The following is a 6,090-nucleotide window of genomic DNA, read 5'->3' on the forward strand; positions in this document are numbered from 1 at the left end:
TCCATGCCAGCCTCCTGCACCGGCACGCACCTGAATCAGAAAACCGCAGCGACGGGAATCCCCTTATGATTCAGCACGGTGAGAAACCGCTCTAGCGCTCGTCTGCACGTCAGCGACGATGGATGCTGGCGCATGGCATGATCGGATCGAGGTGGTACGCACAAGGGGTACGCCGGCGATCGCCGACATGGTCATGGGGCGGTTCCTGTCACCGCGCTTCGTGGCGACGCATGGCGGCGCGGCCGAGAGCGTGCGTCAGGGCCTGATTGCTATGGCCGATGCGGGCTATGCGGGTTGCGGTGCCGCGATCCGTGACATGGTCCTTATTGATCGGTTGCCCGCGATCGGTATTCCCACGCTCATCGTCGCGGGCGATCGCGACACCTCGACGCCGTTTGTGGGGCATGGCGAACACATCGCGGCGGCGGTGCCCGGCGCGCGCGTGGTGCATCTCGACGCCGCGCATCTCGCGCCGATCGAGACGCCCGCAGCGCTGGCGGCGATGCTTCGCGATTTTCTGGTACCGACCGATACTCACGATGCCGCAAATACATTGTTCGAGGCAGGGCTGCTTAACCGGCGTCGCGTGCTGGGCGATGCGTGGGTCGATGCGTCGCTCGCCAAGCGTACGGACTTCACCGCCGATTTTCAGGCGATGATCACGCGGATCGCCTGGAACGAAGTCTGGGGCCGGCCGGGTCTTGATGATCGCAGCCGTCGGTTCATTGTGCTCGCCATCACCGTAGCACTCGGCCGCTGGGAGGAGTTCGCGCTCCATGTGCGTACCGGGTTGATGCGCGACGGCTTCACGCGCGAGGAGCTCAAGGAAGTGTTGATGCAATCGGCCATCTACGCTGGCGTGCCCGCCGCTAACACCGCCTTTGCCGAAGCAGGCAAGATCATCGCCGACATCGACTCCGGCAGCGACAAGGATTAAACTCATCACTGACGCTTTCCTCTGCGACGCGATCCGCACGCCCATCGGCCGACTGAACGGGGCGCTCGCCAGCATCCGCGCCGACGACCTAGCCGCCATCCCGATGAAGGCGTTGATGGACCGCAATCCCGGCGTTGACTGGGGCGCTGTCGACGACACGATTTTGGGCTGCGCGAACCAGGCGGGCGAGGACAATCGCAACGTCGCGCGCATGGCCGTGCTGCTCGCCGGATTGCCCGAGGGCGTGTCGGGATCGACGATCAATCGGCTGTGTGGTTCGGGCCTCGACGCGATCGGATCGGCAGCACGGGCGATCCGCAGCGGTGATGCCGAGTTCATGATTGCGGGCGGCGTCGAGAGCATGACGCGCGCGCCCTATGTAATGGGCAAGGCGCACAGCCCCTTTGATCGCGCGCAGAAGCTAGAGGACACCACGCTGGGCTGGCGTTTCGTCAACCCAGCGATGCGGCATGCTTATGGCGTCGACTCGATGCCGGAGACGGGCGAGAACGTTGCTGATCAGTGGCATGTCAGCCGAAAGGATCAGGATCGCTTTGGCCTGGCCAGCCAGGAAAAGGCCGCTGCTGCGCAGGCGAGCGGACGGTTCGCCGTCGAGATCGTGCCCGTCACGATCCCGCAGAGGACGGGCGATCCGATCGTCTTCTCCGCCGACGAACATCTGCGGGCAACCAGCTTTGAGGCGCTCGCAAAGCTGAAGCCGGTCGTGCGGGCGGATGGCACCGTGACAGCCGGCAACGCGTCCGGCCTCAACGACGGAGCGGCCGCGACGCTCATCACGTCGGAAGACGCAGCGGTGCGACACGGGCTGATCCCGCGCGCGCGGATCGTTGCCATGGCAGCGGCGGGCGTCGCCCCCCGGATCATGGGCGTGGGGCCGATAGAGGCGGCACGCAAGCTGATGACGCTGGGTGGCATCTCGATCGAGCAACTCGACGTGATCGAGCTGAACGAGGCGTTCGCCAGCCAGGCGATCGCGACTTTGCGCGACCTCGACATCGATCCGTTCGACGACCCGCGCGTGAACCCTAACGGTGGTGCAATCGCGCTTGGTCACCCTCTTGGCATGTCCGGCGCCCGATCACGATGAGCGCAGTCGAGGAACTTCATCGTACGGGTGGTCGCTACGCGATGGCGTTCATGTGTATCGGTGTCGGGCAGGGGATCGGCTTGTTGCTCGAGCGGGTCTGACATCCCGAACACAAAGCCGTGTCGATGACAGTTTACCCGCAATACAGACTCATCTGTCGCAACCGCTTCTACGTTTGATCAGCGCTATTCTCGAAAATTATGCTAACTACAGAGATGTGCTACGAAGCCGGAATGCAGGGTAAGTCGGACCAGCGGGCGCGGCCCTCATGAGCGAGATCGTCGTCCATCGCACCGACGGGGAGGGGCTGCCGATCCGGGCGCGGCGGGGGATCGTCGAGCCGATCGATGTCCGCGTCACCCGGTTGCTGGGTCTTGCGCTGCCCGCTGATGCCGGCCCTGTCAGCCAGATCGGCTTCGACGCGCAACTTGGCGCTATGGCAGCAGCGAGCAAGGCCGCGCTGGCTTCTGACCTGGCCTGCTATCTGTGTTTGTGTGAGGACATCCGTGTCGCCCCGCTGCCCGCAGAGCCCGAAAACCTGGTCCGCTAATTCGCCATGCTCGAGGCGCGCGGCGCCAAGCCCGCGACGGTCGCCCGGCGGGTTGCCAGTCTCGCCACCGCACACGGCCTGTTAGGCCTGCACGAGAGGGGGCAGCGCCCACCAGCCACGGCATCGTCCGCGCCGCCCTCAAGGGCCTACGCCGACGTCGTGGCGCTGCCCAGAGAGGTGGCTCGGGAAATCTGGACAGGCTGCTAAGTGGAGTTTCTGCCTGAAGGCGGCCAGCATGGCGCCGAACAGGAGATGAGATGACGAAGCGAACACGCCGGAACCACAGCCCGGCCTTCAAGGCGAAGGTGGCCTTGGCTGCTGTGAAGGGCGAGAAGACGCTGGCCGAGTTGGCGCAGCAATTCGACGTGCACCCGAATCAGATCACGATCTGGCGCGGCCAGCTGCTAGAAGGGGCGGCAGGAGTTTTCGGGTCGGACGGCCATAGTAAACCAGCCGAGCCTGAGATTGATGTGAAGACGTTGCACGCCAAGATCGGCGAGTTGACGCTGGTGAACGATTTTTTGTCCGGGGCGCTCGGGAAGGCGGGACTGTTGCCGAGCGCAAGACGATGATCCACCGTTCGCATGCGTTGCCGGTCACACGGCAGGCGCGCGAGTTGGGGATCAGCCGCGGCAGCGTCTACTATCTTCCCAGGCTGACCTCGGCTGCCGACCTCGCGATCATGCGGCGGATCGACGCGTTGCACATGGATTACCCGTTCGCTGGCAGCAGGATGTTGCGCGACCTGCTTGCCGCCGAAGGCATCAAGGTCGGCCGGCTGCACGTGTCGACGCTGATGAAGAGGATGACGATCGAGGCGATCTACCGACGGCCGAACACCTCGAAGTCGGCTCCAGGGCACAAGATCTATCCCTATCTGCTGCGCAAGCTGGCGGTGACGCGGCCCAACCAGGTGTGGGCGACTGACATAACCTACATCCCGATGGCGCGCGGCTTCGTCTATCTGATCGCGATCGTCGACTGGTTCAGCCGGCGGGTGCTCAGCTGGCGCTTATCGATCACGCTGGAGACCGACTTCTGCATCGAAGCTTTGGAGGAAGCGCTGAGGCGCGTCGGGGCGCCGGAGATCTTCAATACCGATCAGGGCAGCCAATTCACCAGCACGGCGTTCACCGCCGTCCTGCACCGCGAGAAGATCGCGATCAGCATGGACGGCCGCGGCGCCTGGCGCGACAACGTGTTCGTCGAGCGCCTGTGGCGCTCCGTGAAATACGAGGAGGTCTACCTGCGGGCCTATGGCTCGGTCAGCGAGGCCCGCGCCTCGATCGGCCTGTATCTGACGTTCTACAATGAACGGCGCCCGCACTCGTCGCTTGACCGCCGGACGCCTGATCACGTCTACTTCAACCGGCCGCTTCTCGCAGCGGCATGAAACCGGCGGACGCTCCACTTAGCAATCGCGTCGAGCTGTTCAAATGAACCGAGCCACCGGTCGTGTCCCCGCTGGTGGTGTAGCTCAGCAGTAGTGAAGCTGACCGGCCGCGCGCTATCATCCAGCGCCGTAGCGGCCGGTCAGGTTCACGGGTGGCCATCGAAGATCTTCGGATAGGATTGGGTTGCGAGACTCAACCAACGGAGACCTTCGATGACCGACGATACAATGAACCTGCAGGCGCTTGTGGGAAAGAGCGCGGATGCGGAATTTCTACGTGAGATGATTGGCTTTGCCGCGCAGCGGCTGATGGATCTGGAGGTCGGCAGTCTGACCGGCGCTGGATATGGCGAGAAGAGCGGCGAGCGCCTAGCATTACAGTTGCATTCTGGTCTTTAAATGTGCGTGGCGGGCGGCCGCTTGATGCGCTCGTCGCCATAACGACCATGCGATGATGTGGGCGGGCGCGATACGGCGTTGGGCGAGCCGGACGGCAATGCGCCGAACCTCTTGTATTGACCAGCGGATCAGCGCCGGAGTGTCGTGCGCATTCTTTTTGGGGGCGTCACTTGGTTTGCATGATGGCGGATCACTGCCATCATGGCGAACGCAAGCATGACCAGCGATACGTGGCGATGCCATCCGTGCCAGGATCGGGTTTCGTTGTGGTCGAGGCCGAGTTCGTTCTTAGTCGTCTCGAAGCTGTCCTCGATCGCCCAGCGGTGGCCTTCAACGTGCACGAGCGCGTCGATCCCGGTCCCCGCCGGGCACCAAGTCGTGAAGAACGCCAGTTCGCCGTCCGTGATATGTCGTCGGATCAGCAAGCCGCGGGTCCACATTCCTGGGCGTCCTTCACCGTAATCGGTAGCCTCGATGTCCGCGAGTTCGAGATAGGCCCAGTCGTGCAGTCTTGCTCCCTTCGTGCCCTCGCCTGCCGACAGGCGATGCCAGGCGGCGGGATCGAGATCCTGTGCGATCTCGCCTGCAGTGCCGAAAACGGCGGGCTTCCCCACCCAGGAGCCAAAGTGATGGTTGGAGCCAACGCCGAGGACATAGCCTTTTCCGGCTCTGCGTAGCGCCTGCTCGACGTCGCCGACGCCGTACACGCTATCAGCGGCGACCCAGGTGAACGGGACGTCGGCTGCAATCGTACGTGCGATCATCTGCACCGCCAAGGCGGGCTTGGTCGCGAACCGCGTCTCCATTGGAACATGGGCCGCATCCATGCGCTCGCTGTCGCTCGTCCAAACCTTCGGCAGGTACAGCGCCCGGTCGATAAAGGCGTGACCGTGGTGCGAGACATAGGCGGCAAAGACGCCGATCTGGCAGTTGGTGATCTTGCCCGCAGACCCGGTGTATTGGCGCGAGACACCACACGACGCCTTGCCCTGCTTGAGGAAGCCCGTCTCGTCGATCACGAGCACCGCATCCTCGGCAGCCAACGTGTCGACGACATAGTCGCGTACGATATCGCGCAGCGCGTCAGCATCCCACCGACCGCGGCCGAGGATTGCCTGCTGCCGCCACGGTCCCGGATCGCCTGCCGCTTCAGCACGCATCCAGCCGGTCTTGCGCCGCTCGTCGCCTAGCAGTCCGTCCAGGAACAACCCTGCAGATGCCGCGACACGTTCCTGCGTGAACAAACCCCGCATCCGCGCCTTCACATCACGCAGCGAAGTCGCCCAAAGCTCCAGCGTCGTCTCAATCGATGCGCCCGTCATCCACAGTCTCCTGCCATGGAGACCCATTGATTCAGACTTCGATCAAATGCGCAACTGTAATGCTAACGAGGTTTGCAGGAAGGATCGTAAAGATGGCCTGAGAGTCGATCGGCGTTTGGAAAGCCCGGTTCCCAAAATGGCACTCGATGCTTGACAGATTATGGCGGCTCCAAACGCGCGGATGTCCATCTTGGCCCCTGAGCATGCTCACGAGACCGTATACGTTGACGCAGACTACTCAGAACACCGTGAAATCCTCTTGCAAACGGGGCGAGCCATACGTTTTGGTCGTGTCCCGGGTGGTGGTGTAGCTCAGCGGTAGTGAAGCTGACCGGCCGCGCGCTATCATCCAGCGCTGTAGCGGCCGGTCAGGTTCACGGG

4 protein-coding genes and 2 pseudogenes are annotated in these 6,090 nt (G+C 63.4%); 5 read left to right on the forward strand and 1 reads right to left on the reverse strand.

What is annotated here, in order from left to right:
- Positions 1 to 118: 118 nt before the first annotated feature.
- From FHY04_RS22125 to FHY04_RS22145, 5 genes and pseudogenes are all read left to right on the forward strand, one after another.
- A complete protein-coding gene (locus FHY04_RS22125) occupies positions 119 to 937 on the forward strand; it encodes a carboxymuconolactone decarboxylase family protein (RefSeq protein ID WP_260171741.1) in 819 nt (272 codons plus the stop codon).
- 4 nt (positions 938 to 941) lie between these two features.
- Positions 942 to 2,146 (forward strand): annotated as a pseudogene (gene pcaF / locus FHY04_RS22130) (3-oxoadipyl-CoA thiolase).
- A gap of 167 nt (positions 2,147 to 2,313) precedes the next feature.
- Positions 2,314 to 2,595 carry a hypothetical protein gene (locus FHY04_RS22135; protein ID WP_183938018.1) on the forward strand — a complete coding sequence of 94 codons (282 nt, stop codon included), beginning with the start codon at positions 2,314 to 2,316 and terminating at the stop codon, positions 2,593 to 2,595.
- Positions 2,596 to 2,852: 257 nt separating this feature from the next.
- Positions 2,853 to 3,988, forward strand: a protein-coding gene (locus FHY04_RS22140; protein ID WP_409349189.1) for an IS3 family transposase whose coding sequence is annotated in 2 segments (ribosomal slippage) — positions 2,853 to 3,119 and positions 3,122 to 3,988 — 1,134 coding nt in all. Because the reading frame shifts where the segments join, the coding sequence is not laid out codon by codon here.
- Positions 3,989 to 4,201: 213 nt separating this feature from the next.
- A pseudogene (locus tag FHY04_RS22145) lies at positions 4,202 to 4,363 on the forward strand (IS256 family transposase); the annotation flags it as partial.
- A 152-nt stretch (positions 4,364 to 4,515) separates the two neighbouring features.
- On the opposite strand, the gene FHY04_RS22150 reads toward FHY04_RS22145, so the two are convergent.
- The gene (locus FHY04_RS22150) at positions 4,516 to 5,709 is read right to left on the reverse strand and encodes an IS701 family transposase (RefSeq protein ID WP_183938023.1); all 1,194 of its coding nucleotides are present in this window, start codon (positions 5,707 to 5,709) and stop codon (positions 4,516 to 4,518) included.
- Positions 5,710 to 6,090: the final 381 nt, after the last annotated feature.

This window comes from Sphingomonas sp. BK481 (assembly GCF_014194875.1).
GTDB classification, from domain to species: Bacteria; Pseudomonadota; Alphaproteobacteria; order Sphingomonadales; family Sphingomonadaceae; genus Sphingomonas; species Sphingomonas aerolata.

Bases quoted from the DNA above. Each gene is read 5' to 3' on its own strand.
- FHY04_RS22125 (WP_260171741.1), top strand. From the start codon at position 119: ATGGATGCTGGCGCATGGCATGATCGGATCGAGGTGGTACGCACAAGG.
- FHY04_RS22135 (WP_183938018.1), top strand. From the start codon at position 2,314: ATGAGCGAGATCGTCGTCCATCGCACCGACGGGGAGGGGCTGCCGATC.
- FHY04_RS22150 (WP_183938023.1), bottom strand. From the start codon at position 5,709: ATGACGGGCGCATCGATTGAGACGACGCTGGAGCTTTGGGCGACTTCG.